Origin of the sequence: Streptosporangium sp. NPDC006930 (genome assembly GCF_040635605.1) — a bacterium.
GTDB lineage: Bacteria > Actinomycetota > Actinomycetes > Streptosporangiales > Streptosporangiaceae > Streptosporangium.
Genome location: NZ_JBEYID010000017.1, coordinates 93,317 through 116,114, shown reverse-complemented (window position 1 = coordinate 116,114; position 22,798 = coordinate 93,317). Strand labels below are relative to the sequence as shown.

Genomic DNA, 22,798 nt, shown 5'->3' with positions numbered 1-22,798 from the left:
GGGCGCGTCGTCGGACGGTGCCGTCACGTCGCGGCGGCGATCGGCGAAAGCCGACGGCGCGAACACCGCGGTCACCGCGATCTCCTCCTTGCGGGGTAGTTGCCTTCGGAATCCCCCGCCTTCAGGTGGGGGAGGATGTCAAAAAGCCGAACCGGAGCCGGGCGAGGTCGTCGCCGCGACCCGGCCCGACCTCAGAAGTCGAACGACTCCACGTGGATGCGCCGGCCGGGCACGCCCGCGCGGCGCAGGGCGTGGCGTGCCGCGACCGTCATCCCGGAGGGGCCGCACAGATAGACGTCGTGGACGGCCAGACCGGGTATCAGGGCCCGCAGGGCGCGCCCGGTCAGCGGCACGCTCCGCCCGCCCGGCGATCCGGTGAGTTCGTCCACGGTGTAGTGGATCGTTGCGCCGCGCACGGCGGCGATGGCGTCCAGCTCGTCGCGGAGGATCAGCTCCTCGTCGCGGCGCGCCATGTAGACGAGGGTCACCTCGCCGGGCAGCGTCTCGAAGAGCGCGCGCAGCGGGCTGATCCCCACGCCGCCGCCGACCAGCAGAACCTGCGGCCTGCGGCGCCGTGCGGCGGTGAGGGCCCCGTAGGGACCCTCGGCCCACACGCGGGTACCGGGCCGCAGCCCGGCCAGCGCGCCGCTGTGGTCGCCGACGCCCTTGACGGTGATCCGCAGGAAGCGGGAGTTGGCGGGTGCCGACAGCGAGTAGGGGTTGGCCGTCCACCACATGCCAGGGGCGAGGAACCGCCAACGGAAGAACTGGCCGGGTTCGGCGCCCAGCTCGTCCAGGTGCTCCCCGGTCAGGTAGACCGACACCACGGTGGACGACTCCCTGCGGATTTCGGCGACCCGCAGCCGGTGGCGCAGGGCACGGTGGACGGGGGTGAGGAAGCGATACCAGACCAGCAGGGCGACGACGGAGGCATACAGCGCGTACCAGAACACCCTCATGACGACGCCGCCGGCGAGGTCCGGCCCGGTGAGCTGGTGACCGAACCCGAGGAAAACGGCCCCGTAGGTGATGAAATGCAGGTAGTGCCAGGTCTCGTACCGCATCCTGCGCCGCACCTCGCGCACCGAGACGAACGCGACGCCGGTCAGCAGCAGGAGGGCGACCGTCGCCTCCAGCATGGCCGGGCCGTCCAGGATCAGCTCCGCGGTCCCCTCGAACACGCCTGTGCCGGACCGTGCCACATGGGCCGCGACGGCGAACAGCATGTGGGCCGCCGACAGGACGATGGTGTGGCGGCCGCCCGTCGCGTGCCAGCGGGCCAGCCGGTCGGTTCCGACCCCGCGATCCAGCGCGGGAACGCGGGCCATCAGCCCCAGCAGGACGGCACAGGCGTAGCCCGCGAGCATGCCGGTGAGCCTGCCCGCCCAGGCCAGTGCCCCGGCGACCCCGGAGACCGAGGTGATGTCCGACCAGCACGTCGCGGTCGCCGCGACGGCTCCGGCGCAGACGAGGGCGAGGACCAGGGAGGGCCGCGCCCGGCGCGCGGGCGGCCGGACGGCGGCGCGTCGCCGTGCGCGCGTGCCGGGGGCGGGGGCGGGGCCTCTCACGGCCCCAGCCGGGTGAGCCGGTCGCCGTGGTCCTTCTCCAGGGTGGCGGCGAACGCCCTGGTCTCCCGGTCGGAGCCCGACTTCTGCTCGCCCTTCGCGACCAGGACCGACTGCGTGAGATATTCGCGCGCGTCCCTGGTGAAGAGCCGGTCGAACGCGGCGCCGTCGGCCCGTCTCAGGGCCGCGAAGTCGTCGGGGATCACCATGCCCGGGATGTCGTGCCCCTCGTGCTCGTCGCTCTCCGGCACCCCGGACCTCCGCAGCAGGTCGCGCAACCTTCCGAGCGTCGTACGGTGATCGGCGACGTTCTCCTCGGCGAATCGCGTGATCTTCGGATTCGAGGTCTTGCCGGGGGCCAGCTCCAGCAGGCGTACCGCCTGCTCGGTCATCGGGATCATCAACTGCAACCACGCGATGTCGGTGCCGTTGAAGGAGCCCGGCGCGCTTCCGGTCGGTGTGGGAAGCGCGTCGGGTCCGCTTCGTGACGACGGGTGATTCGCGGCCGAATGGGTCGGCGGCTCGGCGGCGACACATCGTGAGACCAGCAGCACGGTGAGCACGACGAGTACCGTCGCGCCGATCGTGGACGCCTTCATGTCGCTCCTCCGCTCACGCCGCTCCCGTGGTGAGGCCCGGTGTGTGGGGCCTCGCCCTGTTCAGGCCGGACGGTGTGTCTTACGCCTGAAAGCGATCACCTGTCGTCTCAGGGGGTGCCGTCGGCGCCGCACTTGACGATCGGGCGGATGCAGTCACGCACGCGGCGCTCCATCTCGGCCTCGGGCCAGGCGTTGAAGAAGTCGGCGTGCATGGTGTATCCGGGGCCCGAGGAGAGCCGGAACTTGGCCGGGTCGCCGCTGACCGGGTAGCGCAGCACCTGGCGCAGCTTGGGCACGATCACCGGGTGCGAGGTCGGGCAGGCGCCGTTGACCGGATAGGACATGTGGCTCTTGTGGTCGGGCGAGTCCAGGTCCTTGCCGTTCCAGCAGTGCGGGAAGTCCAGGTAGGACTCCAGCATCTTGCCTGCCGGGCAGTTGACGAAGTTCTTGGAGGAGCCCACCTCGCCGGCGTGCAGGCACGACCAGCGCGAGCTGCTCGTGGGGTCGTTGACACCGGTCGCCTTGGCGTTGCCGGCCACGATGCGCAGGCCCAGCGGGAGCGGCCGGGTCTGGGCCATCAGCTCGTCCTTGATGCCCTCACCCAGGTAGTAGAACGTGGTGCCGGTCGGCTCGACGGGCTTGTCGTTGCTGTAGAGGGTCGGCACCCAGTACGAGGACAGGTCGGCCTTGGGGCTGCAGGTGGTCCCGCCCTTCAGCAGGCTCTTGATGTCGGAGTCGGCGTTCGTGGAGGTGTTGCCGAAGAAGCTGTGCATGTGCGACCCGCCGGCGAGGCCCGGCATCACGATCGGGTCGTCGGGCAGCCGGTGGGTGTAGGGGCACTCGGCGAGGAACTCCGCCACCCGCACCGCGCCGGGCGGGACCGGGCCCTTGGGCAGGTTGGTGCCGGAAGCCGGCGGGGTCGCGGTGGTGGTGGGGGTCGGCCTGGTCGGGGTGGCGCTCGGGGTGGCGCTCGGCCTGGGGGTGGCGGTGCCCGAGCCGGTGCCGTAGACCTCGAACTCCCACAGCGAGACCCCGTACTGGGAGGAGCGCTTGGTGGTGTTGAGCCGGACGTAGCGGCCGGTGGCCGAGACGTTCAGGGTCTGCACGCCGCCCTTGCCCGCGGTCGTGGTGTGGATCGTCTTCCACTGGCCTCCACCGGAGGAGGTCTGGATCGTGAAGGCCGTGGCGTAGGCGTTCTCCCACTTCAGCACGATCTTCTTGATCGCCTTGGACGCGCCCAGGTCGACCTGGAGCCACTGGGGGTCACTGAAGGCGCTCGACCAGCGGGTGTTCTCCTTGCCGTCGATCGTGGCCGCGGGGGACAGGTCGCCCCTCTCGGATGAGGAGGCGGTGGCCTTGCCGCTCTGCGACAGCGGGGCCTCGGCCGCGCCGGCCGGGGTGACGCCGTTCACCAGGGAGACGCCCAGGACGGTCGCGAGGGTGCCGGCGAGCGCGAGGCGATGGACTCGCCCGCTCGATCTGCGACCGGGGGCCGTGGTGTTCGGAACGGTCTCACTCATGTGGATGAGGTCCTTAGGGGGATGGAGTTGTGGTGGACGTGATGGTCGACGGCGTCTCGGACGGACCGGCTCGTGGCCCGGCGTGTCAGCGGACAGCGGTGTCACCGTGCGCCTTCGCGGTGTCACCGTCACGAGCCTCCTTCGCCGTCACGCCCGGCGCCGGGCGTGTTCTGCTCCTGGACTGGAGACCGGCGGGGGGACGGGCGACAACAAAAAATCCCGGGGAATCTCAGGAAATCTCAGAAAAAGGACGGAGAAAATTTTTGTTGTCTCCCTGACCTGCCGCCGGTCTCCGTAGAGGGGGCTCGTTGGTCTTCCGCTATGTGGGGTTATGGAGAGAATCGTCCCTGCCTGCCGCCCGGAGCGGCGCGGGGGCGATGACCGTGGACGGCGACAGGAAGCGGAGTGCGATGCGCGGAACCGGCAGGGACGGACCCGACACGGCGATGGTGGCCGCCGCACGCGACGGGGACCAGCAGGCGTTGGACGCGCTGGTGGCCGACTCCCTCCCGCTCGTCTACAACATCGTCGGGCGAGCGCTGAACGGCCACACCGACGTCGACGACGTGGTCCAGGAGACGTTCCTCCGGGTCGTCCGCGCGCTGCCCGACCTGCGCGACCCGCAGGCCTACCGGTCCTGGCTGGTGGCCATCACCGTCCGTCAGGTGCGCGACCACGAGCAGGATCGCAGGACCACCCAGCACCGCAGGGCGGACCTCGACACCGCGGAGGAGGTGCCCGACCCCGCCTCGGACTTCGCCGCTGTGACCATCCTGAGGCTCGGGCTCACCGACCAGCGCCGCGAGGTCGCCGAGGCCACCCGCTGGCTGGACGGCGACGACCAGGCGCTCCTCGCCCTGTGGTGGCTTGAGGAGACCGGCGAGCTCGACCGCGCCGACCTCGCCGGAGCCCTCGGCCTGTCGGGGCGTCACACCGCCGTACGCGTCCAGCGGATGAAGGAGCAGGTCCAGACGGCGCGCACCATCGTGCGGGCGCTGCGCGCCGACTCCGGATGCCCCGGGCGCGACGCCCTCACCGCGAACTGGGACGGCGTCCCCAGCCCGTTGTGGCGCAAACGCTTCGCCCGGCACATCCGCGACTGCGCCGTCTGCCAGGGGCACACCGCGGGCCTGCTGCCCATCGACCGGCTGCTCAGCGGGCTGCCGCTGCTGCCCGTCCCCGTCGGCTTCGCCCTGCACCACCTCCAGGCCGCTCCCCCCGCCGTCGAGGCGGTGGCGCACGCCACCTCCCACGGCGCCGCGCACGCCCTGGAGACGACCGAGACGGCGCGGACGGGCCTGTCGGCCTCCCTGCCCTCCGCCCCGGCCGCGATCGGCGGCGCGGTGGCCGTCGTCGTCGCGGGCGTCCTGGTGTTCGGGCAGTTCACGGCTCCCGCTCCCGAGCCCGCTCCTTCGCTCGCCGTGCCCGCGCGGACGGTCTCGCCGTCGCCGCCCCCGTCGCGGACGCCGTCAGCGCGCACCGTCACCCCCTCCCCGTCCCCCGCTCCCAGCCGCAGGCAGGCCTCCCGCACGCCCACCCCCACGCCGCCCCTGCCGCCCGCGGTCGTGACCTCCTCCAGGAAGGGGGTGGGCGTGTGGAAGATGCCCGGCCTCAGCTCGGCCTTCGCGAAGTCCGGCGCGAGCTGGTACTACACCTGGTCCACGCGCCGCGAGGGCGTCACCGGTCCCAAGGCGGACGGGTTCGTCCCGATGATCTGGGGAGCGGGCAGCGTCACGCCGGAGAACCTCGCCCAGGCGAGGCGTGCCGGGCCCTATCTGCTCGCCTTCAACGAGCCCGACCTGCCCGAGCAGGCCAACATGACCGTGGAGGAGGCGCTGTCGCTCTGGCCGGAACTCATGTCCGCGGGCCGCGTGCTCGGCAGCCCCTCCGTCGCGTTCGGTGCCGACACCCCGGGTGGCTGGCTGGACCGTTTCATGTCCGGAGCCGAGGAGCGGGACTACCGCGTCGACTTCATCGCGCTGCACTGGTACGGGGCGGACTTCCGTACTCAGCCCGCGGTGAACCAGCTCAAGTCGTACATCCAGGCCGTGTACCAGCGCTACCGCAAGCCGATCTGGCTCACCGAGTATGCCCTGATCGACTTCTCGAACGGCACCCGCTATGCCAGTGACGCCCAGCAGGCCGCGTTCGTCACGGCCTCCACCAGGATGCTGGCCTCCCTGCCGTACGTGCGACGTTACGCCTGGTTCGGCCTGCCCTCCTCGGAGACCGAGCCGGGCAGCGGGTTGTTCCGCGGCGACGGGACCGCCACCCGCGCCGGCCGCGCCTTCCAGGCGGCACGCTGAGCCTCCTGTCCCTGGGCGGCACTCGGACGGATAGCCTTGCCGGGTGCCCGACCCGTACCTGACTCCGCGGGAGACCGTGGAACACGAGATCGAGATCAAGCGCTCCCGGTTCCTGTGCGCGGTCGGCCCGGTCTCCTCCGAGGAGGCGGCGAAGGAGTTCGTCGCCACCCGCAGGCGGCTGCACGGCGACGCCACGCACAACTGCTCGGCGTACGTGATCGGCGGCGACCGCCGGGTCCAGCGGGCCGACGACGACGGCGAGCCCGGCGGCACCGCGGGGACCCCGATGCTGGAGACCCTGCTGCGCCGGGGTGTCGCCGACGTGGTGGCGGTGGTCACCCGATACTTCGGCGGGGTGAAACTCGGCGCCGGAGGGCTGGTCCGCGCGTACGGTTCGTCGGTCGGTAAGACGCTGGACCTCACGCCGCTGGTCGGCATGGTGCCCGCCAGGGTCATGACCGTGACCGTGGACCACGTCAGGGCCGGGCGGCTGGAGAACGACCTGCACGCCTCGCCGTACGAGGTGAGGGAGGTCCTCTACGGTGCGGATGTCGGCTTCCGCGTCGCGGTGCGCGAGCGGGATCTTCCCGCCTTCCCCGGCTGGGTCGCGACGCTGACCGCGGGGCGCGCCGGGATCGAGCCGGGCGAGGCGGTCCACCTCAGGGACACCTGACCCGCGCCCGTCCTGTGCCTGTCGCAGGCCGGATCCGGGTGGAAGGCGGTGCCCTTTCCCCGTGAAAGCCCTCGACACGCGCCGTTCCCGTCGGCAATAAATGTGGGATGGGTCACACTCGGATGGGGGGACGGTGCCGGCCGACGGCCATGACCGCCCGTCCTCGGAAGCGGCACGGGATCCTTCCGCGCCACCGCCACTCCCGTCCTGACCGCTCGATTCCCCTCTGACGTGGGAAAACCGCGAACGACATCCGGGCGTCACGGCCGTGCGGAACTCGGCTGAGGTTTTCCGCAGCCGAGCTCCGTGGTGCACGCCAGGCGAGGAAGGCGGCGTTCCTCATCCAGACCGTACGCAGCCCTCCGTAGCCTTGTCCCTATGAGTTCACCGAATCTCGACGGAGTCGCCGGATGGGCGGTCAACCTTATGGAAACCCTGGGTGCGCCCGGGGCGGGGCTGGCGATCGCACTTGAGAACCTGTTCCCGCCCCTGCCCAGCGAGGTGATCCTGCCGCTGGCCGGGTTCACCGCGAGCAAGGGGAACATGGGGCTGTTCGACGCCGTGCTCTGGACGACCCTGGGATCGGTGGTCGGCGCGCTCGCGCTGTACGGGGTCGGAGCCCTGCTGGGCAGGGAGCGCGTGGTGTTCATCGCCTCCAAGCTGCCGCTGGTCAGTGTCTCCGACATCGAGAAGACCGAGGCGTGGTTCGCCAGGCACGGGAGGAAGACCGTCTTCTTCGGCCGGATGATCCCCATCTTCCGTAGCCTGATCTCGATTCCGGCGGGGATCGAGCGCATGCCGATCATGATCTTCACGCTCCTCACCACCCTGGGCAGTCTCATCTGGAACACGGTCTTCGTGATGGCGGGGTTCCTGCTCGGTGAGCAGTGGGAGCTGGTCGAGCAGTACATGGGGGTGGTGTCGAAGTCGGTGCTGGGCATCGTGATCCTCGCCATGATCGTTTTTATCGTGGTCAAGCTGTCCGACCGGCGCAAGGGCAGGCACCACGCGTAGTCGCGAACACTCCGATCAGGGCCTGCCCGGCGCGGGCGGGGAGCGCCCGGGATCTGTCACCCCGGGCGCTCCCCGCCTCTCCCGGCGGGCCCTTTCCCGCTCGCGACACCTTTTCCACGCGTTCCGGAGGACCGGGGGCGCCGACGAGGGAGAGCGCCGTCAAGGGACCGGAAACGGTGCGGCGGGGATCATTGATCAGGGCGATGCCGATCCGGCGCGTCGCCGGTGGCGCGAGCGGGCCAGGCCGTGAGCCGTGCGCAGCAACTCCAGGACCGCCGCCTCGGTCCGCGGCCCCGGGTTCACCACGGCCAGCCAGCCCAGCGGGCCGTAGACGGGGTGCGCCATCACGGAGTCGATCACGCTGGGGTCGGCCTCGTCCGTGGCCGCGTCGCGCGGCTGACGGCCCGTCCAGCCGACGAAGGCGTCCTTTCCCGCGAAGAGGTTCAGGCGGAAGACGCCGGGACGGTTCAGGCGCGACAGCTCATCGTCCGGATAGTCCTTCGTCACGATCGTCGCGAAGGGCTGGGTCGCCTTCGGGACCTCGCCGTCGGGCGCGTAGTAGAAGAACGTGTCACCCCAGCTGATCTCGGGTGAACCGTCGCCGGGCGCGGGCCTGAGGGTGAGAACCCCGTCGAGGCCGGTGAGGAACTCGGTGATCTCGTCGATACTCATGCGTTGTAGCGTTTCATTCATGTGGTTGTGGAGACTTTTCCCCCAACACCCCGAGGTTGAGGGGTGATAAGTCGCAAATCAGCAAATATGCGGACGGTCGATGTCGCGCGACAGGCCGGGTGCTCCGTCCAGCAGGTGCGCAATCTCGAACGCGACGGCGTTCTGCCTCCTGCGACGCGCACCGGCACGGGATACCGGATCTACGACGAGGTCCATCTGCGTTCCGCGCTCGCCTATCGGGCCCTCGCCGAGGCCACGGGGCCCGTCGAGGCCAGGAGGATCATGCGCGCGGCGCACGCGCGTCCCGCCTCGGAGGTGCTCGCCCTGCTCGACGCGGCGCACGCCAGGCTCGACACGGAACGACGGGAGCTCAGGCTGGCGAGGGAGGCCGCCGCGACGATCTCCGGAGAGACGATCTGCGACGTACGCCCCTCGGACGTCATGAGCGTCTCCGAGCTCGCCACCGCGCTCGGCGTGCGCCCCTCGACGTTGCGGCACTGGGACGCGGAGGGCCTCGTCGTACCCCGCCGGGCCTCCCCGGGAGGACCGCGGCGATACTTCCCGGACGATGTCCGGGACGCGCGGATCGTCCATCAGCTACGCCTGGCCGGCCACCGCGTCGCCCCGCTCCGGGCCCTGATGCCGGAGCTGCGGCGCACCCGCCGCTGGGACGAGGTGATGACCACGCTGGCCGCCAGGGACGCGAGCGTCGACGCCCGCTCCAGAGCCCTCCTCGACGCCGCCGCCGTGCTCAGCACGCTGATCCCGCCGGCGGGCGCCTCCCGGGAGACCGCCGTGGACGTACGAGGTTGAGTCCCGGCTTCCGGCGGGGGTGTGGTTTTCCGCAGCCGGCAAACGGCCACGTACCTCATTCCGGTCATGTCCTGATCGTTTGTAACCTCTGGGGCATGTCAGATCGGCGGGTCGAACCTACGGAAAACCTCGGAGCGCCGGGCGCGGGGCCGGTGCTCCCGCTCACCCCGACGTTCGTGGTGCTTCCGGCTGCCCCGGCCTTCGCGGGTGCCGGGCCGATCGAGCGGCGAGGGGACCGGCATGCGTCCCGCCTATGAAGGGCTGCGGCTGCTGTGCGCGGTCGTTCTCGGGACGGTCACCGCCCTGCTCGGCGTCGCCTTCCTGCTGCTCACCCTGCCGTTCGCCGGTCATCCGGCCGTGCGGAGGGCGGCCCGGTGGCTGGCCGCGCTCGAAGCCCGCCGCCTGCGCCTCGATCCCGCCGCCCTCGGACTCGACGCGGACCGCCCGGACGGGCGGGAACTGCGCTACCTGGGGGCGAGAGTGCCGGTGGGCGTACTCGGCGGTCTGGTGCTCGTCCCGCTCGCCTACTGCGTCGGGGCGGCCCTCGTCATCACCTGGTCCTGGGGAAGGGGCCTGCCGGTCGACGGCATGACACCGAGCGCGCCACTGCTCGCCTACTTCGTCCTCGCGGGAGTCGTCCTGCTGTTCCTGGAGCTGTCGGGCCTGGTGGGCGTGCACACGCTGGAGCGGCGGCTGGCCGTACGCATGCTCGGACCCGATCCCACCGAGACGCTGCGGCGCCGCATCACCGAGCTGGCCGAGAGCCGGGCGGGCGTGCTGGCGGCCGTCGACTCCGAGCGGCGCAGAATCGAACGGGACCTGCACGACGGACTGCAGCAGCGGCTGGTGGCGCTGTCCATGCTGGTCGGGCGGGCACGCAGAGGGCGGCCGGAACTGCTCGCGCAGGCACACGAGGAGGCGCAGCAGGCGCTGGCCGAGCTGCGCGAGGTGGCCTGGCGCGTCTATCCCTCAGGGCTGGACTCCTTCGGGCTCGCCAACGCGCTGGCCGGGGTGGCCGAACGCTCCGGTGTCCCGGTCAAGGTCGTCTGCGAGCCGCCCGCGCGATTGCCGACGGCGGTGGAGACGGCGTCGTACTTCGTGGTCAGCGAGGCGGTGACCAACGCGGCCAAGCACGCCCGCGCCACCGCGATCACCGTCGAGGTCCGTGAACGCGACACAATGCTCATCATGCGCGTACAGGACGATGGCGTGGGCGGGGCGAACCCCGAGGGCGGGGGCCTGTCGGGCCTGGCCCGGCGGGTGGCCGCGCTGGACGGCCGCTTCCGCGTCGACAGCCCGCCCGGCGGACCCACCACGATCATCGCGGAGATCCCGTGCGGGTGATCCTGGCCGAGGACTCGACCCTGCTGCGCGAAGGGCTGGTCCGGCTGCTGCTGGAGGAGGGCCACGAGGTCCCGGCCGCGGTCGGTGACGGTGAGGCGCTCGTCGTCGCGGTCGCCGAACACCGGCCCGACATCGTCGTCGCCGACGTGCGGATGCCGCCGACCCACACCGACGAGGGACTGCGGGCGGTGCTGGAGATCCGGCGCCGTCATCCGGGGACGCGCGTGCTGGTGTTGTCGCAGTACGTCGAGAAGCGCTACGCCACCGAGTTGATGACCGGCGACGTGGACGGGGTGGGCTACCTGCTCAAGGACCGGGTGGCCCAGGTCGCCGACTTCCTCGACGCGCTCGACCGCGTCGGCGCGGGAGGAGCGGCCTTCGATCCCGAGGTGGTACGCCAGTTGCTGGCCAGGACCACCCACGCCGACCCGCTGGGCCGCCTCACCTCCCGCGAGCGCGAGGTGCTCGACCACATGGCCCAGGGGCTGACCAACGCCTCCACCGCCGAACGGCTGCACGTCTCCCAGAGCGCCGTCGAGAAGCACGTCAACGCCATCTTCGACAAGCTCGGCCTGCTGCACGTCACCGGCTACAGCCGTCGCGTCCTGGCCGTACTGCGCTACCTGGGCTCCTGACCGGCGCGAACGTATGGGGCCTGAGCGTGTCCCCGAGCGAAGGCGAGGCCGCCGAAGCCGACCGGAAAGCGGAAGATGCGCCGACCTATTCCACGAACGGCGCTTGGCCGCTCAGTCCGATCTCGATGCGGCGCCGCAGGGCAGGGTGGACGGGATGGTCACCCAGGTCGGCGGGGGCCACCCAGCGCACCTCCTGCGCCTCGCGGGGGTCTGGCTCCATCGTGCCTCCGACCACGCAGGCCCGCAGGCAGACATTGACCGGTTGCCGCACCTCGTCGGCCCTGTCCCCATACATGTAGACGATCACATGGTCCGGAGAGGAGAAGACGCCGACGAGGCCGGTGATCTCGACTTTCAGACCGGTCTCCTCCTCGCACTCGCGGATGGCGCACTGCGCGACGGTCTCACCTTTCTTGAGGCCGCCCGTGGGGATGGTCCACAGCTCGTTGTCGGTGCGCTTCAGCAACAGCACGGCGCCTTCGTCGTTTCGGACGAACACGCTCGCGGACGGCTTGCGGCTGGTCGGCTTGGGAGCGTCAGGGTCCTGCCAGTGGTCGATCCTGCGGCTGCGCTTGCTCACAGGTCACTCTCCTCAACGGGCCGCGCACCCGCCCATACTCGCTCGTAGGACTCCAAATATGTGTTGTAGTAGGCGCCGTCGATACGGCGAATGTGCAGCGTCGGAGTGTATGCCGCCAGAATCCCGTAGACGTGCACGTTGATCAGCATCTCGTCGTCGAATCTGTAGATCGAGTTGTACAGCGGGGTGTCGTGCAGGCGGATCTCCACCGAAGGAGGCATGTTCTGCGTGTAGTGGGCCATCACCGCCGCGACCCGCCCGGCGACGCCGCCTCCGATACGGTGCTCGGCGTCGCGGTAACCGAGTTGTTTGCCCCTGGAATCTCCCAAGAGCAGCCTTACGCGGGCACCCGCGTTCGCCTTGGCGATGAGGGTGGGCATCCAGTCGGGGTGTTCCTCGGTGAGGAACAGGCCCGCGTACGCGAGCAGGTCGATCGTGCGATCGGCGCCGCGCAGTAGTTCGGTCCACAGATGGCGGGGGACATCGCTGCGCCGGGGATAAGTGACCACGAGCTCGGCGCCGGCCAACGAGGCACCGTTGACCGCGTCGGGCCAGAGATAACTTTCCTCTTCTCGAAGGATCGCGGCCACGCGGTAACGCGTCTTCGGGTACGGCACAGACTCGCCGCTCAGCCAGCGTTCGACGGTTTTGGTTGATACTTCAGCGGCCTCGGCGAGGCTCGCGATGTCGTGTCCCGCGCGGTGAAGCGCTCGGCGAAGGCGTTCGTTGACCACATTGCCGTGATGCCATCTTTCGACAACTTCTGACGTGTTCCTGGGAAGTAGTTGTCGGTAGATGTCTTGCAGTGTCGATGCGCTGTCCGGTCACCCACCGTCACCCTGAAGGAACAGTGAGGAATGGCCTTCCCCTGCACAACCGAACCATCATCCACGGAAGCCGACACATGACATCTCCACAGTCGCAAGATGCCGATGTCCCACAGGATCCCCCCACTCCTGCAGCGCTGGTCAAACAGCTTGTTGAAGCTGCTCTGAAACGCGGGCTGACCGTTAAGCAGGTCGCCACCGCGATTCTGCTTTTCTCCCGGCCACCCGATTACAGCGAAGCCGCCGGACCCGAGGATCAGGCGTTGGCCCGAACGTTTTTCGCCGGGCTGTCTCAGCTGGTCGTTCTGGTGAAGGATCGCCAGGCGTCACAGTCCGAAGGTGGGCCGGTTCGCTTGGCCTGGTACTGGTGGTGGCAGGGCGATCGTCTTGCCACCTCAGGCAGGTCCGACGAAATGGAGCGTCTCGCCGCCGCGACCGACATCGACGCGGCAGCCGACCGGATCGCTTACGTCCTGAGCCTTGATGGCGAGGCCACCACCATCTGAGTACCTGTGCGACCGGGAACAGGCCTGGGGTGCAGTGAAGAGAAGGTACGGCGACCACGAGGTGCAGCGTTGTGTCCGTCCTCGGACGGTGGTCCGTAGGTTGGATGCGGTAACTCCTCAGTTGCGCGACAACGCATCCAGGCAGGTGCGGAACTCCTCGGCATGGGCCTCTCCGGCAGGAAGTCGCAGGGCGAAGGCGTTGAGCTGGTCGGCGACACGGTTGGAATCGACGTCGGTGACGAGTTCGACGGCGCGCCGCGCCGTGTCGAGGGCGCCGTCGAGGTCGTCCTGGCCGAGCTGTGCGTCGGCGATGGCGGTCAGGCCGAGCACGGTGTCACGGGTGTAGTCGATGCCTCGACAGGCCATGCCCTCCTCCAGGAGGCGCACCGCGATATCCGGACGACCGAGCTGTACGAAGCCCGCGCCGACCTCGATCGTGTGGGAAGGCTGACGCATCCAGTAAATCCACGGCGGATCCTCGTCCGGGTCGCGGTGGCCCCAGTGGCCATCGGCGCGGAACAGCACCTCGACGGCTTGGCGGGACTCGCCTACGACTGCGTGGGCGCGGACCTGCCACGCGTCGAGCATGGCATGCACCGTGCGGGGCGCTCCGGGGCCGATGCGTTCGCGGGCGGTGTGCAACAGGTTGATCGCTGCCCGACCGTCTCCGGCATAGGTGTGCTGCATAGCCATGAGCGACAGAATGTAGGCGCCGGTCAGGGTATCGCCCCCAGCGGCGGAGGTACGCAGCCCGGCGTGCCAGTACCGTGCCGCGGCGGCGTGCCGGTCGCCGTCGAACGCGCACCAGCCGGCGAAGCGCAGCAGCTCCCCGGCCGCACCATAGAGGCGCCGCTTGATCTCTGAACGGTAGCGGCCGCCCTGCAACAGCCGGGCTATCAGCCGCAGATCGGCCTGGGCGAGGTGTAGGAAATAGTCACCGCCGACGAGGTCATCCAGGTGCCACAGCTGGTGGATACGATTCTCGACCCAGGTTGCCACCTCGGTATCCACAGTGCCGCCGCCACTGGCGTCAATGATCTTCTCTGTGGGTACAGCGGCCCAGGCGTCTGCCAGTTCGGCGGTTTCTTTCCCCGACAGCAGGAGGAATCCTCGCCGGTCGGTGTCCGCACCCATGCACCCCGCCATGATTTGTTTCGCCGTCTCAGGTATCCACGCCTGGTCCAGCTGCCCTGGTGTCGACGACTTCCAGGGACCGGGAGTTCGCGATCGCCGAACTCGCCGAGGAAGCCGTAGAGATCAGCGACGTCGGCGTGCTGGGCATCCGCATGCGCCTGACTTCCGGAGCCTGCGCGACGATCGTCGGTGACGGATACCCGGTGAACTTCCACCACGCCGAGTCGTTGCCGAACGCCTACTCCGGCCTGATCCTCGCCAGCCTTCTGGTGGGGGCGGCCACCCTCGCCACCCCCGGCCACGGCTTCACCGCGGGGCACAACGTCGCCGCCTCCGACCGGGTGCTGGAGTCGTGCGCCCTGCTGGAGCGCTACTACTCGCGGTTCGGTCCGAAGCTCACATGAGGACCACCGAGCAGGGGGAGCGCTACTTCACCGCCGCTGACGCAGGAGCGATGTTCGAGCCGGGCCTGGTCACCAGCAGCACGGACCGGCGCCGCGTCTGGTACGCCATCCCCGACCCGGCTGATGCAGTACGGGTGGCGCTGACCGTCGCCCGCCGCTCCTGGCTCGACGCCGTGACGGTCGTCCCCGCCGGCGCCGCCTTGGCGCAGGCGGGCCTGGCCATGGCGTTCGGCGAGCACCTGCACGAGGTACGGCGTCGCCGCGGCCTGCACGGGGCGTGCGTGACCAGTCCCCTGCCGCCGCCCCTGCCACGCTCAGGGCTGTGCAGGTTGCCGCACCTGACCACTGTCGAAGGCCCCGACGAGACATGGCGTGACGCGGTGGTGTGGGAAGTCATGACCGCCGACCGGTTTCGTTCCTGGCTCGGCCGTGACCCGGTCAGCCTCACCACGGTCGAGGAGTGGCTGCCGAAACTGCTGGCCCTGCGCGGCGCCGTCCGCGCCGGCACCCTGCCCGACACCCCGGCGGTTCGTGCGCTGCGGCAGCTCCTGCAGACCCGCTACCTGTCGAGCCGGCTGGTGCTGGAGCACCCGTCGTTGTTCGCATCCCTACTGTCACCCAAGGAGACACGTTGACCAACAGCTGGTTTTCGACGTCCGGCGAGGACCTGTCGGCCGGGTACGCGCGGCACATGGCCACGCTGCGCGGCGCGGTACGGCACGCACTGGTCGCCCGCGCCCTGCGCACCCACCTGCCCACCGGCTCGCAGCAGGTCCTGGACGTCGGCGGCGAGGATGGCCACCAGGCCGCCCAGCTCGCCCGCATCGGCCACCAGGTGACGGTGCTCGACCCCGACCCGGCGATGCTCGCCCAAGCCCGGCAACGACTGGAGGGCGAATCCGCTCAGGTGCGGCAGCGCGTCCGGCTGGTGGAAGGCAGCGGCCACGAAGCGGCGGACCTGGTCGGCGGCGGCTACGACCTGGTGCTGTGCCACGGCGTGCTGATGTACATCGAGACCCCTGAGCCGTTCGTGGCCGACCTGGTGGCAGCGGCCCGGCCCGGCGGCCTGGTGTCGCTACTGACGAAGAACCGTGACGCGCTGGCCATGCGACCGGGCCTGGAAGGACGATGGGCTGACGCGCTGGCGGTGATGAACGCCCACGCCGAGACAGGCAACCTCGGCGTGACCAGCCGGGCGCATACCGCCGCCGACATCGACGCGATGCTGGCGAGCGCCGGAGCCTCCACCGCGGCCTGGTACGGGGTGCGGGCCTTCACCGACCACCTGGGCGACATCCCGGTCGGCGACAGCTTCGACACGCTCCTTGACGCCGAATGGGAAGCTGGACGCCGCGACCCCTACCGGCGCATCGCCCGCCTGCTGCACTTCATCGCGCAGGCAACCCCGCAGGACACTCCATGACGGCGGCTCCGCTGACCTTCGGCGACGTGTGGACGGCCGCCCGCGGGCACTGCACCCGGGGCTGCTTCGGCTACCACTCCACGTGGCGGCTCTTCCGGCAGGCCGGGCTGTTCCCTGTCAAGTCTGCGTGTTGAACTGTGGTGTGGGTTCGGGCTGGCTGTTCGTTAGCACCGCAGTTGTCGCCTCAGGCGCCTAGGATGAAGCTGTGGGACTCAGGCCAGGGCAATCCGTTCACCGCCGTCAGGGCGGCGAGCGTTGATGCAGCCCATCCACTCGTCGCACGCTCTTCTCCTGCTTTTTGAGGCGCTTCTGGGCATGTTGCTCGCGGCGTCCGCCAGGAGGGCTGTCGCGCTCGCGGAGCCCGTGCCTGCCAGGCTTGCTGCGCTTCCAGCGCCTCCGCCCACTCGCCAGTAAGCCAGGCCCTTCCTCATTTCTGCCGAGGGTAGGGCTGATCGGTGTGCCGTCTTTGAGGAGCGCCGTAGCCAGGCATCGTCCGCCTTGCCCTTTCAGACCGAAAGGAAAGGGCGCATGCAGTGATCGACCTTGGGCCGGACGCCCCACTCTGGCTGATCGCGAGCCTTGCCTTCGCATTTGTCCTTTGGCGCCTGGCCGCCGTCGCGGCCAAGGTGATCAAGGAGATCATGCCGGGCGGCAGCCGCGATCGAAAGGAGCTTTGGTGCAAGCTCCTTGAGCACCGGCGCGCGGTGGTGGCGGCCCGCCGCGAGCATCGCAGGGCGAGACGCCAGGAACGGAACGAACGGCGCCAGGCCAGATGTGTGGAGCGTGAGCAGAAACGTGAGAAGCGGCAGCAGCTCCGAAAGCAGCGCGAGATCGAGGATGCGACGCGCGTTTGACCTTGAGCTCCCCACTTAACCCCTGCGGTGCAGTGGGACGACGTTCGGTTCGGGCAACTCCAACTGCGCCCGCAGTTCCTGGTTCTCGCGGGTGAGTTGGTGGACGGCCCGGACCAGGGCGGGGACGTCCTGTCTGATCTGCGCGAGTTCCTTGTTCTTGTTCGCGATCGTCTTCTTCAGTTTGGTGATGGTCTCGCGGAGGCGCACTTCAACGTCAGGGGTTGCCCCTCGTGCTTTGACGCGCTCGTAGAACTCGTTCTTCAGGTCGCGATGCCGCTGGGTCAGAGCGTTGCGAGGAACGTCGGCTTCCTGGGCGAGAGCGACGATGGTGAGGGCGCCGTTGGAGTTGAGGGGGGTGCCATCCAGGATGCGGTCCATCGCGGCGCGGATGCGCTCGCGTTCGTCGGGGTCGGGGCTCATGCGGAGGGCTCCTGGAGGGTGATCCGGGTGAGGTCATGGCCGCCGGCCAGGGCGCGGAGCCTGCCGGCGCGTGCGCGCAGCCGGTCGCCGACTGGCTGGGGGGCGTGCGTGGCGCGTTTGTCCAGGACGTCAGCGCGGTCGCGCAGACCGGTGGCGTGGCGGTCGGTGCGGACGATGTTGCCGCAGCCGGGGACGCAGTGATCGAGGCTGGGGGTGTCTTTCACGTCGTCGCGGTGGCAGAGCGCTTGGGCCCGTTTGTAGTGGCAGAGCACGAAGGCCTGTGGGTTGTCATAGATCATGACGTCTTCGTTGGCGATCAGGCGCTGCGCGGTGCGTGCGGTGATGGTCGTCCCTTCAAAGCTCGTAGCGCGGGCGGCGGCTTTGATGACGCGCCGGGCCGCGGGCCCGGAGATTCCCTCTCCGGAGTGGAGGCCGTCGCGCAGGTCGGCGACGGTGTCGGCGACTGCCCGGACGGTCTCAATGTCGATGAGGTCGTGGATGCCGCCGCGGCTGCGGGACGCGTAGCCCTCGGAGACGAAACTGCTCCTCAGATGTCCGTACTGGATGGCGAGCGCGACGAGGCCGTTCGGCCTTCGGGCGATGTGCCAGGCCAGCGACCTGCGGAACCGCTGGGGCCCGACCCTGCCGTGGGGATCGGGCGGGATGAGTTGATCGCTGAGCCCGCGGGCTGCCGCCTCCGCGTTCGCCCAGGCGATGAACGCCTCGATGCGCTCTCCGAGCGCGCTATGTTTGAGCGAGCCTGTGCCAGGCCGGTTGTTATACAGGTCGTGGGCGTTGTGGTCGAACAGCAGACAGCCGTTCGGAACCATGCGTTCCAGGACCCGGATGGCGTTGACGACCGGCGTGATCGCGACCCAGGGGACGTCGCGTTCGGTCCCGGCGGATCGATGGTTGCCATGTTCGTCGGTGGAATTCTTGTATTCGTTGCCGCGGATCAGGTGCCGTCCAATGCTTCCGTGCTCGTCGGGCTCGGGGTCAGGGCAGCATCCGGTCCGCAGGCCAAGCACTTCTCCCGGGCGCATCCCGGTCAAATACGAACAGACCACGAAAGCCGCTGTCCCCAGATGCCGCATCAAGTTAGTGGCGTCGTTGAAGTCGAGTGCCTCCCGCCACGGGGCTCCGTTGATCTGGCCGGTCACTGGGACGTTCAACGGGCAAGGTCCCGGCCGGCGGGCCACTGCGGCTTTCAGATCGTTCCGCTGGGAGAATCTCCCGATCTGTGAATTGGAGGCACCGGTCATGCCGCCCACGTAGGAGCGGGCCAGGGTCAAGCGTCCGAGGCTCGTCGTGGTCGGCAGCGGAGCCATGCCGGTGATCAGCGGGTCGAGGTAGGCGTGCAGGGCCGCTTCCCCCGCGGGAGTGGCGGGGTTGGAGCGGGCGGCTGCCTTCAATCGCTGTGTCTCAGCCCAGGCGGCGAGGATGTCGTCGGCGAAGTCGTCGACCATCCGCATCGCCCAGACCAGCAGCGGCCCCATGGTCTCGGCCGCCAGTGGTTCGGTCGTGTTCTCCCCGCCGCTGGAAGAGGACGCGGCAGGCAGGTAGTCATCGGCCCCGAATTCATCCCAGGGCGGCCGTCCGATCCCGGCTGGGCGGGCGCTGAGATTGTCGAACGCCCACAAACGTGTCACTGCTGACAAGATTTTGCAGGTACTGCCTCGGCCGCGATCTTGTCTGCTCAGGTGCAGACCGTAGTCATGCAGGACGCTGGTGCCGCAGGCGGCAAGGCTGTCGATGCCCCGGGAGTTCAGCCATATAGCCAGATGAATCCACTGCCGTATCGTGTCCGCCAGCGCGGCGAGGCCCAGGCGGCTTCGCAGGCCGGTGCCGCGTTCGGCAAGGAAGGCGGGCCGAAGCTCGCCGTTGATCATGGTCCAGGCGGCCAGCCGTAGCTCGTCTCGGAACGCAGCGGGGCAGGTGTTCCAGTGGATCGCGTGCTTGCTCGAGCTGGGGTTCTCCGTCAGCGCGGCCAACGGCCAGATCGCAGCGCCGTAGCGGCCGTTGAGGTGGGCATGCTCAGCCTCAGCGGTCACGAGGTGTGGTAAGACGATCGGGGTGTCGGGGGTGGGCAGCGGCAGCCGGTAGGGGTCGAGGTCGGGGGCGATGCTCATGTGTCGAGCTCTCCTGTCAGCAGGTCGGCGATGAGCGCGCGGTCGGCGTCGGTGACGCGGGCCAGGGCCAGGCGCCAGATGCCCTCGCCGAGCTTGGTCTTGAGGTCTTCCAGGCGCTCATGGGCTTCGCCCCAGTCCCGCGACCATGCCTGGGGTGCCAGGATCGAGCGCAAGTTGGACAGCGCGTGGTGCAGGTGGGTGAGCCGGCTGTGGTGACCTGGGTGAACGCGGGCGTTCTCGCAGCCCAGACACATCAGGAAAGACGCGCCGCAACCGCCGCCGGGCGCTGGGTAGGGGCCGTTGTCGTAGTCGTGGCAGTCGGCGGTCGCGGTCTCCACGTCCCCGCCCTGGGGCTCGTTGCGTAGTTCGGCGACCAGGACCGACGCCCGCGCACGGTCGGCGGCGTCTTCGGCGCCGGTGGCGATCACCTCGACAGCCCCGGCCTGGACCCGTTTGTCGACCAAGGCGTAGTGGCGCTCGTGGGTCTCCTGGCTGTTTTGGCCCGGCTGTCGCCGATCCAGCGCGTTGACGGTCCGGCGTCCCCGGCGAAACGGCGAACCCGTCAGGCCTACCGACTTCGCCCAATGCGTCGCGCGTTGGGTGGTGATGCCGAAGTGGAACCTGCCGACCGGAGGAAGACGGTCCAGATCCTTAAGCTGATCGCCGCCCAGTGCGGCATGCCAGATGATCAGGCGATCGGTTCCGGGGGCGAGTTCCTCCACGAGAGTGCGCGCGAACCGGGTGGCCTCCAGGGCTTCGGTGATCAGGCGGCCGGCCGAGGCGGCGCCGTCATCGGTGACGTTCCGGGTCTCGAAGTAGTGGCCGCCGCCGCGGCGATACTTCTCCAGCGGGATCCGGTAGGTGGGGTGCCCATCCTCGCCGGGATCCGGTGCCGCCCGGGGCACTTCAGCCCGGTCGATCACCGAGAGGTTCCAGCCGTACTCGGCCATCAGCAGCACCCCCAGCGCCACCGCTTCATGGCACGACAAGAACAGCCGCTGCCCTGCCTTGGCGCTCGAGGCGCCCAGTACCTTGCGATACTTTCGCGCCATGGTGGGCTGGCCGCTTGGGCCGACCGTGTGAGGAAACCGGCCGGTGCGGGCCAGGAAGTCCAGGCCCTCCCCGAGTACCCAATCCTGGCTGCCTTCGACGCACTCACCCCGCCGCCACCGTTGCAGATGCCGGGTGTTGTCTGCGATCCGCAGCAGGGCCGTCCGGAACGTTCGCCGGGCAGCGAGCTTGATCTTCTCGAACTCGGCCTCGCTGTAGGACTGGCTTGTGCTCTTTGGCCGCCGCACTCGGGTCGCCAGCTCGTCAGCGATTCGCCCGGCCTGAAGCCGCGGATCACCTCGGAGCAGGCGGGCGATCCGGGTGACCCGGTTGTAGCCGCTGGCGGAGCCGGACTGACTGGTGCGCCACCGCTTCAGCATCGCGGCGGTGAGCTCGCTCAGGTCGCCGGGGGGCTGTTCCTGCTGCGACAAGAACGTCGCGAAGATCACTAAATCCTCCCAGGAGTTCCGGGACGTGTTGTGCGAGGTCCACCGGTGCGGGACGCATCGGGCGGCGAACAAGGCGCTCAGCGAACGCTGTAGCGGCTCCGCGACCGCAAGGACGGAGAAGTCGTAGTCCGCCACCTGGTTGTTCCTGTTGGAGTGGTGAACGACCAGGCCGTCAGGGGACAGCACCGGCGGCCGGGCATGATCGGCCGGGGGAATGGACGCCTTGCGCCCGCGCGTGTTCACGCTTGGCCGTCCTTGGGCTGAAACCGGTCGTCGATGTCTTGGATGCCTTCCGATTGCGCCGCGATCCGGGCGAACACCGCGTCCAGCTCGGCCATCGGCGCCGGACCTGCCTCACCATCCCTGGCGGTGGCGAGCATCGATCGCAGCTGCAGGTCGGCGACCGGAGCCAGATACCTGGAGGTCGTCGTCTCCCGGGCGGCATGACCTAGCAGGTTCTGCACCATCAGCCAGGGATCGCCGTAGAGCATCCGAAAGTCCCTGCGCTCCTCGGGTGTCAGCCCGTAGCGCTGATCCATCAAGGTATCCAGCACGACCAGCATGTAGAGGGCGAAGCTGTGCCGGGCCGAGTGCACCGTCGCGTAAGGGGCGTAAACCTTGTGCGGGTCCATGCCCAGATGCGTGGGCGGGGTCAGCACCGCCTCGCAGCGCTGGTTAGCGGTGCGAAACACCCCGTTCCACGAATGTGGATGAAACGGCAGTCCCTGCTCGTTCAGCCACAACCACAACGGCTCCGGCCCATGTGGGCCCTCGGTGAACAGCAACGCTCGCTCGGCGATGGGCAGCCTATTCAGCAGGTCCTGGCCGGCGACACCGTCCCGGTCGACCCAGCGAACGGCCGGATTCAGACCGCGGGTGACCTTGGTGACGAGGCGCATCTCGGGCAGCTGCTCATACAGACCTTGTCGCTGAGCCCGCCGCACCGCCCACGCCCGCGAGGAACCCACGTAAGCCTCGATGTCCCCGATGGCCTCTGAGGCGGCATAGAACGTCCGGGTCTTCTTCGACCGCGTCACCGCCGCGGAGATCGTGCCTCGGTAGTACCGGCCGCCGTCCAGCCGCCGCTGGGGAACCTCGAACGTCAGCAACGACCCACCCTCGCTGCGGCGCAGACCCGAGGACACCAGCAGCCTCACGAAGGCAACGTTGCGGTCCTCCATGCGGCCCACCCAGCCTGATTCCGGGACCCCCTCCTTGGTGTGGCCCCGCAAACCGACGTCGATCCACCGCCGCCAGGTCCGCGGCGTCAGCCAGTGCACGTTGCTCGGCCGCGCGTCCTTCGCCCGGGCCTCAGCGACCATCAGCACCTCGCCGTAGCGGCCCGACACCTGCTTCGTCGCCACTGGATTTCGCGTTACGACCTGGTTCTTCACAGCCCACCGATAGAGGCTCATGAAGGCTGCCAACTCCCGATCCCACTTGGAGCCGCCGATCCTCCTCGGGTTGGACTCCTCGACCCGCCGCCAGTGCTCGAAGTCCTCCAGGTCCCTTTCCGTCGCCTCCGTCCACCCGCGGCCCCGACCCCAGAGGAAGTTCAGTAACAGGCAGATGTCCGTCGCATAGTTGCGCCGGGTCTCCCGCGTGCAGCGCCGAAAGCCCTTCGACCGGCCGTACGAACACAAGGCCGCATCCACCCGGTAGTCCGGCGACAAGAAGATCGGATCCCCCGCTCGGACACCCACCTCCCGCTCCCTGACCGCAAGGTCGGTCCACCCCTCCAGAACCGACCGCCGAACGCCACCCCGCGCCGCGTCTCGAGGCACCCAGAACACCCGCCAGTCCGTCACATCAGCTCCTCTACTGAACAGGAACAACACGCCTATTCAATAGGGAAGGGCTGAAAGGCAACCCCCGCTGGCA

The 22,798-nt window shown here is 69.3% G+C and carries 23 protein-coding genes; 12 read left to right on the top strand and 11 right to left on the bottom strand.

From position 1 onward, the window contains the following. Positions 1-191: 191 nt before the first annotated feature. From ABZ664_RS27330 to ABZ664_RS27320, 3 genes are all read right to left on the bottom strand, one after another. Positions 192-1,568, bottom strand: coding sequence for a ferredoxin reductase family protein (locus tag ABZ664_RS27330; protein ID WP_362515775.1), 1,377 nt, complete (start codon positions 1,566-1,568; stop codon positions 192-194). Further along, on the bottom strand, positions 1,565-2,164 hold the full coding sequence (locus ABZ664_RS27325; RefSeq protein WP_362515773.1) for a DUF305 domain-containing protein: 600 nt from the start codon (positions 2,162-2,164) through the stop codon (positions 1,565-1,567). The genes ABZ664_RS27330 and ABZ664_RS27325 overlap by 4 nt, the downstream gene beginning before the upstream one ends. Before the next feature lie 107 nt (positions 2,165-2,271). Beyond that, the gene (locus ABZ664_RS27320) at positions 2,272-3,684 is read right to left on the bottom strand and encodes a DUF1996 domain-containing protein (protein ID WP_362515769.1); all 1,413 of its coding nucleotides are present in this window, start codon (positions 3,682-3,684) and stop codon (positions 2,272-2,274) included. Positions 3,685-4,067: 383 nt separating this feature from the next. Here ABZ664_RS27320 and ABZ664_RS27315 point away from each other — a divergent pair, with 383 nt between their 5' ends. The 3 genes from ABZ664_RS27315 to ABZ664_RS27305 all read left to right on the top strand — a co-directional run bounded on the left by ABZ664_RS27315 (position 4,068) and on the right by ABZ664_RS27305 (position 7,677). Next, positions 4,068-5,990, top strand: coding sequence for a sigma-70 family RNA polymerase sigma factor (locus tag ABZ664_RS27315; RefSeq protein ID WP_362515766.1), 1,923 nt, complete (start codon positions 4,068-4,070; stop codon positions 5,988-5,990). Positions 5,991-6,033: 43 nt separating this feature from the next. Beyond that, complete coding sequence (locus tag ABZ664_RS27310; protein WP_362515762.1) at positions 6,034-6,663, top strand: YigZ family protein; 630 nt, start codon at positions 6,034-6,036, stop codon at positions 6,661-6,663. A 378-nt stretch (positions 6,664-7,041) separates the two neighbouring features. Then, positions 7,042-7,677: a DedA family protein gene (locus tag ABZ664_RS27305; RefSeq protein WP_362515758.1), complete on the top strand. Its 636-nt coding sequence runs from the start codon at positions 7,042-7,044 to the stop codon at positions 7,675-7,677. 195 nt (positions 7,678-7,872) lie between these two features. On the opposite strand, the gene ABZ664_RS27300 is transcribed toward ABZ664_RS27305, so the two are convergent. Beyond that, the gene (locus tag ABZ664_RS27300; protein ID WP_362515754.1) at positions 7,873-8,349 is read right to left on the bottom strand and encodes a DUF6194 family protein; all 477 of its coding nucleotides are present in this window, start codon (positions 8,347-8,349) and stop codon (positions 7,873-7,875) included. An 87-nt stretch (positions 8,350-8,436) separates the two neighbouring features. Here ABZ664_RS27300 and ABZ664_RS27295 point away from each other — a divergent pair, with 87 nt between their 5' ends. From ABZ664_RS27295 to ABZ664_RS27285, 3 genes are all read left to right on the top strand, one after another. Then, positions 8,437-9,162: a MerR family transcriptional regulator gene (locus ABZ664_RS27295; RefSeq protein ID WP_362515751.1), complete on the top strand. Its 726-nt coding sequence runs from the start codon at positions 8,437-8,439 to the stop codon at positions 9,160-9,162. A 240-nt stretch (positions 9,163-9,402) separates the two neighbouring features. After that, positions 9,403-10,506 carry a histidine kinase gene (locus ABZ664_RS27290; RefSeq protein WP_362515749.1) on the top strand — a complete coding sequence of 368 codons (1,104 nt, stop codon included), beginning with the start codon at positions 9,403-9,405 and terminating at the stop codon, positions 10,504-10,506. Beyond that, on the top strand, positions 10,497-11,141 hold the full coding sequence (locus ABZ664_RS27285; RefSeq protein ID WP_362515747.1) for a response regulator transcription factor: 645 nt from the start codon (positions 10,497-10,499) through the stop codon (positions 11,139-11,141). The genes ABZ664_RS27290 and ABZ664_RS27285 overlap by 10 nt, the downstream gene beginning before the upstream one ends. Before the next feature lie 85 nt (positions 11,142-11,226). Here ABZ664_RS27285 and ABZ664_RS27280 read toward each other — a convergent pair whose 3' ends face one another. Both ABZ664_RS27280 and ABZ664_RS27275 read right to left on the bottom strand, forming a co-directional pair. Continuing rightward, positions 11,227-11,721, bottom strand: coding sequence for an NUDIX domain-containing protein (locus ABZ664_RS27280; protein ID WP_362515744.1), 495 nt, complete (start codon positions 11,719-11,721; stop codon positions 11,227-11,229). Further along, a complete protein-coding gene (locus ABZ664_RS27275) occupies positions 11,718-12,455 on the bottom strand; it encodes a helix-turn-helix transcriptional regulator (protein ID WP_362515741.1) in 738 nt (245 codons plus the stop codon). The genes ABZ664_RS27280 and ABZ664_RS27275 overlap by 4 nt, the downstream gene beginning before the upstream one ends. A 170-nt stretch (positions 12,456-12,625) precedes the next feature. Between ABZ664_RS27275 and ABZ664_RS27270 the strand changes: the two genes are divergently transcribed. Next, positions 12,626-13,054 (top strand): hypothetical protein, encoded by a 429-nt coding sequence (locus tag ABZ664_RS27270; protein ID WP_362515739.1) that lies wholly within the window; start codon positions 12,626-12,628, stop codon positions 13,052-13,054. 117 nt (positions 13,055-13,171) lie between these two features. Here ABZ664_RS27270 and ABZ664_RS27265 read toward each other — a convergent pair whose 3' ends face one another. Continuing rightward, positions 13,172-14,188: a hypothetical protein gene (locus tag ABZ664_RS27265; RefSeq protein WP_362515737.1), complete on the bottom strand. Its 1,017-nt coding sequence runs from the start codon at positions 14,186-14,188 to the stop codon at positions 13,172-13,174. 59 nt (positions 14,189-14,247) lie between these two features. Between ABZ664_RS27265 and ABZ664_RS27260 the strand changes: the two genes are divergently transcribed. From ABZ664_RS27260 to ABZ664_RS27240, 5 genes are all read left to right on the top strand, one after another. Beyond that, positions 14,248-14,592, top strand: coding sequence for a hypothetical protein (locus tag ABZ664_RS27260; RefSeq protein WP_362515735.1), 345 nt, complete (start codon positions 14,248-14,250; stop codon positions 14,590-14,592). Then, positions 14,589-15,227, top strand: a complete 639-nt coding sequence (locus tag ABZ664_RS27255) for a hypothetical protein (RefSeq protein WP_362515732.1) — start codon at positions 14,589-14,591, stop codon at positions 15,225-15,227. The genes ABZ664_RS27260 and ABZ664_RS27255 overlap by 4 nt, the downstream gene beginning before the upstream one ends. Continuing rightward, entirely contained in the window at positions 15,224-16,015 is a 792-nt protein-coding gene (locus ABZ664_RS27250; RefSeq protein WP_362515730.1) for a methyltransferase, read from the top strand. Before ABZ664_RS27255 ends, ABZ664_RS27250 begins: the two co-directional genes overlap by 4 nt. Continuing rightward, positions 16,012-16,149 (top strand): hypothetical protein, encoded by a 138-nt coding sequence (locus ABZ664_RS27245; protein ID WP_362515728.1) that lies wholly within the window; start codon positions 16,012-16,014, stop codon positions 16,147-16,149. The genes ABZ664_RS27250 and ABZ664_RS27245 overlap by 4 nt, the downstream gene beginning before the upstream one ends. Before the next feature lie 399 nt (positions 16,150-16,548). Then, positions 16,549-16,869: a hypothetical protein gene (locus ABZ664_RS27240; RefSeq protein WP_362515725.1), complete on the top strand. Its 321-nt coding sequence runs from the start codon at positions 16,549-16,551 to the stop codon at positions 16,867-16,869. 15 nt (positions 16,870-16,884) lie between these two features. Here the strand turns inward: ABZ664_RS27240 and ABZ664_RS27235 are convergent, their stop codons facing one another. From ABZ664_RS27235 to ABZ664_RS27220, 4 genes are read right to left on the bottom strand one after another with little or no spacing between them, the layout of a single operon-like run. Continuing rightward, positions 16,885-17,289 (bottom strand): hypothetical protein, encoded by a 405-nt coding sequence (locus ABZ664_RS27235; RefSeq protein WP_362515723.1) that lies wholly within the window; start codon positions 17,287-17,289, stop codon positions 16,885-16,887. Beyond that, the gene (locus tag ABZ664_RS27230) at positions 17,286-19,418 is read right to left on the bottom strand and encodes a hypothetical protein (protein ID WP_362515721.1); all 2,133 of its coding nucleotides are present in this window, start codon (positions 19,416-19,418) and stop codon (positions 17,286-17,288) included. Before ABZ664_RS27230 ends, ABZ664_RS27235 begins: the two co-directional genes overlap by 4 nt. Continuing rightward, positions 19,415-21,160: a hypothetical protein gene (locus ABZ664_RS27225; RefSeq protein ID WP_362515719.1), complete on the bottom strand. Its 1,746-nt coding sequence runs from the start codon at positions 21,158-21,160 to the stop codon at positions 19,415-19,417. The genes ABZ664_RS27230 and ABZ664_RS27225 overlap by 4 nt, the downstream gene beginning before the upstream one ends. After that, positions 21,157-22,725, bottom strand: a complete 1,569-nt coding sequence (locus ABZ664_RS27220; protein WP_362515717.1) for a phage integrase N-terminal SAM-like domain-containing protein — start codon at positions 22,723-22,725, stop codon at positions 21,157-21,159. Before ABZ664_RS27220 ends, ABZ664_RS27225 begins: the two co-directional genes overlap by 4 nt. Positions 22,726-22,798 lie beyond the last annotated feature (73 nt).

What these genes read in the sequence shown, in the direction of transcription:
- ABZ664_RS27325 (WP_362515773.1), bottom strand. Translation starts at nt 2,164, where the DNA reads ATGAAGGCGTCCACGATCGGCGCGACGGTACTCGTCGTGCTCACCGTG.
- ABZ664_RS27320 (WP_362515769.1), bottom strand. Translation starts at nt 3,684, where the DNA reads ATGAGTGAGACCGTTCCGAACACCACGGCCCCCGGTCGCAGATCGAGC.
- ABZ664_RS27305 (WP_362515758.1), top strand. Translation starts at nt 7,042, where the DNA reads ATGAGTTCACCGAATCTCGACGGAGTCGCCGGATGGGCGGTCAACCTT.
- ABZ664_RS27300 (WP_362515754.1), bottom strand. Translation starts at nt 8,349, where the DNA reads ATGAGTATCGACGAGATCACCGAGTTCCTCACCGGCCTCGACGGGGTT.
- ABZ664_RS27295 (WP_362515751.1), top strand. Translation starts at nt 8,437, where the DNA reads ATGCGGACGGTCGATGTCGCGCGACAGGCCGGGTGCTCCGTCCAGCAG.
- ABZ664_RS27290 (WP_362515749.1), top strand. Translation starts at nt 9,403, where the DNA reads ATGCGTCCCGCCTATGAAGGGCTGCGGCTGCTGTGCGCGGTCGTTCTC.
- ABZ664_RS27270 (WP_362515739.1), top strand. Translation starts at nt 12,626, where the DNA reads ATGACATCTCCACAGTCGCAAGATGCCGATGTCCCACAGGATCCCCCC.
- ABZ664_RS27265 (WP_362515737.1), bottom strand. Translation starts at nt 14,188, where the DNA reads ATGGGTGCGGACACCGACCGGCGAGGATTCCTCCTGCTGTCGGGGAAA.
- ABZ664_RS27255 (WP_362515732.1), top strand. Translation starts at nt 14,589, where the DNA reads ATGAGGACCACCGAGCAGGGGGAGCGCTACTTCACCGCCGCTGACGCA.
- ABZ664_RS27245 (WP_362515728.1), top strand. Translation starts at nt 16,012, where the DNA reads ATGACGGCGGCTCCGCTGACCTTCGGCGACGTGTGGACGGCCGCCCGC.
- ABZ664_RS27235 (WP_362515723.1), bottom strand. Translation starts at nt 17,289, where the DNA reads ATGAGCCCCGACCCCGACGAACGCGAGCGCATCCGCGCCGCGATGGAC.
- ABZ664_RS27230 (WP_362515721.1), bottom strand. Translation starts at nt 19,418, where the DNA reads ATGAGCATCGCCCCCGACCTCGACCCCTACCGGCTGCCGCTGCCCACC.